Origin of the sequence: Hydrangea phyllody phytoplasma (genome assembly GCF_036985185.1) — a bacterium.
GTDB classification, from domain to species: domain Bacteria; phylum Bacillota_I; class Bacilli_A; order Acholeplasmatales; family Acholeplasmataceae; genus Phytoplasma; species Phytoplasma asteris.
Genome location: NZ_BSDA01000016.1, coordinates 1 through 2,546 on the forward strand (window position 1 = coordinate 1; position 2,546 = coordinate 2,546).

2 protein-coding genes are annotated in these 2,546 nt (G+C 25.1%); both read right to left on the minus strand.

Going from position 1 to position 2,546, the window contains the following annotated elements; all coding sequences use genetic code 11:
* Nucleotides 1-685: 685 nt before the first annotated feature.
* Nucleotides 686-1,270 (minus strand): class I SAM-dependent DNA methyltransferase, encoded by a 585-nt coding sequence (locus tag AACP42_RS02985; RefSeq protein ID WP_212509196.1) that lies wholly within the window; start codon nt 1,268-1,270, stop codon nt 686-688.
* A gap of 157 nt (nt 1,271-1,427) precedes the next feature.
* The gene (locus tag AACP42_RS02990; RefSeq protein ID WP_339332581.1) at nt 1,428-2,474 is read right to left on the minus strand and encodes an ABC transporter permease subunit; all 1,047 of its coding nucleotides are present in this window, start codon (nt 2,472-2,474) and stop codon (nt 1,428-1,430) included.
* Nucleotides 2,475-2,546 lie beyond the last annotated feature (72 nt).

The window sequence follows — 2,546 nt, forward strand, 5'->3', positions numbered from 1 at the left end:
GTTAAAAAATAATTAAAAATATTCGTTAATTATCATCTTCAGTTTTCAAAGATTAAGGTAGTTTTGGTAAAAATTTGTGAAAAAATAAATTAAGAATAAATAATCAAAATATGCAATTTAGCAAGTTACAAATAATTAAAAAATAATTAAAAGTTGTTGTTTTTGCTTTCAAAAAATGTTTTCAAAGCAAATAAAATCGCAATACCTTTTTTATTATATCACATAAAAAAACAAATAGCAAATGTTTTGTTGCTTTTTTTTCAAAATTAAAAAAATAATTGAAATTTGGCAAAATAATTGCTAAAATAAATGGCAAATGTTTGGATGGTTTTAAGATTGAATTCCGGCAAATTTGGTCTGTCGAAATTGCGCTTCAAAAACGCACAACATAATTACTATAATATTATAACAAACATTTTAGGATTTGGCAAGTAAAAAAATACTTTTGTTAAATTTTGTGCAAAATTATATTTTTTTGTAAATGTTTTGGGATATCGATGAAAAATTTGTTATTAAAAAAAGATCAAAAAGGAGATGGTATATTTTTAAATAAAACTTTGAGAACCACTAAAAGCGTTTTGTTCGTTTTGTTGTTGTCTAACTGTTGCGTTGCGTTTCTTTAAACAAATAAAAAACCTTAAAAATAAAAAAACAATCCATCAATGGATTGTTGCTATTTGAAAGTCTATATTCGTTTTAATTGTGTTTGGAAATAGCTTTTTACTTCTTCCATATTGAGTTGTTTAGGTTTGAGGTTCCCTTTTTCGTTGGCTTGCATAAAGGTTTGTTTGTACCACAATAATAACTTTTGATAGATACAAAAATCTAGATAATAATTAGTGGATGGAGTTGGTACAAAGTTGGGGTGGGGGTTGGTTTGGGATTTGGCTTCTTGTTGTTGTTGTTCTAAACATTTTAATGCCACCAAAAACCAAGATAAAGAAGTGTTGTAAGGCATAAATCCTTTTATTTCCCATTGAATACAACACTCCAATATCAAGATAAAATCAGTGTTAATAAGGCAATATTTGTGTTTATTGGCATAAAACAAATGAAAACTATTAATATAACGCTTTCTTTGTTGCATCTCTAATACCCATAAATCAAATGATAAATAAAAATAATTTCTTTTCATATCTAAAAACGGTTGCATAGCTTTATTATTTTTGCAAGTATTTAAACAATGATCATACATACCAAATTCTTTTCTTAAAGCACATAAAGCAAGATCAGAGGCATAAGGATAAAGTTCATAAGGTATAATTCTCAATTTTAATATCTCCTTATTTTTAAATACTTTCTTTTAATAGTAAAAGTTAATTGTTTTGTTGGTTGTGTGGTTTGGTTGTTTGGTGGTTTTTTGATTTTAATTTATAAAAGAAGTAAAATAAATATTTATTAAAATGTTAAAAAATGCTTTTTTCTTATTATATCATTTTCTTTTTAGTTTTTTTATCTAAATAATTTGTCATTCTTACTAAAAATAAATAAATGATACTTACAATAAAATAAGGAGTAATTTGATCATAATCAAATACTTTATTTCTATCTGCTTGCCAAATAAAGCCCATAAATCCAACAACAGAAAATAATGCAGTGTCTTTAATATTTAGAATAAATTGTTGCCAAATAAAAGGTTTAGTTCTTTGTAATCCTTGTTCAAATAAAATATATTTAAAGACTTGTTTTTGATTCATTCCTAATGAATAAGCAGCCTCAATTTGTCCTTTATCCAACATTTTAATATTATGCATGAATAAATTAGTTAAATTAGCAATAGTATTTAGAGAAATAACTAATAAAGTAGTAATAAAAGGAGTAGCTAAAAAAGGATAAGGAGGATTTTTTAAATAACCAAATAAGGATAATAAATTCCAACATAACAATGCTTGAACCATAATAGGAACAGCATTTAGAAAAATAAATAACTCATCAATTAATTTAGATAGCCCTTTATAAAGATAAAAAGCTAATAAAGAATTATTTTTTTTATTTTGTTTTTCTGCATAAATCTTAATTTTAACAAAAAGCAAAGTAATTAAAAATCCTACAATAACACTATCAATAGCCACCATAAAAGAAAAAACAAACGGTTTTTTATAAGTTGGTAATGTTTTCCAAACTTTTTGCCAAAAAGTAATTTCAGTTTTTTTATCACCATTAGAATTATTTGATTGTTTTATTTGTATATAATCTTGGGTAGCTGGTTTTAAAAAATTCTCATTATAATATTTTGTTTGTTCTGACTGATCAGAACTTTTATAAACATCTTTAACAGCTTGTTGGAATTTTTCTTCTGATACTTTAGGATTGTGTTGTGCTTGTCTAATGAAAAAACCAAAAGGCTCAAAGGCAGGTTCTGCAAATTCATTATCTACAAATTCTAAAGCGATAAGTTCGCCTGTTGTATCACTATTAGCAATACCTTGAACTGTTCCATTTTTTTCAAAGACCCCAAAAACATAAAGATGCATTAATACCCATGAGGTGTTCCAAAACTTTGGACAACTTTTTACTTTTTAAAAATTTTTTAAGACTAACTTAAT

Coding starts and splice junctions, on each gene's coding strand:
- AACP42_RS02990 (WP_339332581.1), bottom strand. CDS start 2,474: ATGCATCTTTATGTTTTTGGGGTCTTTGAAAAAAATGGAACAGTTCAA.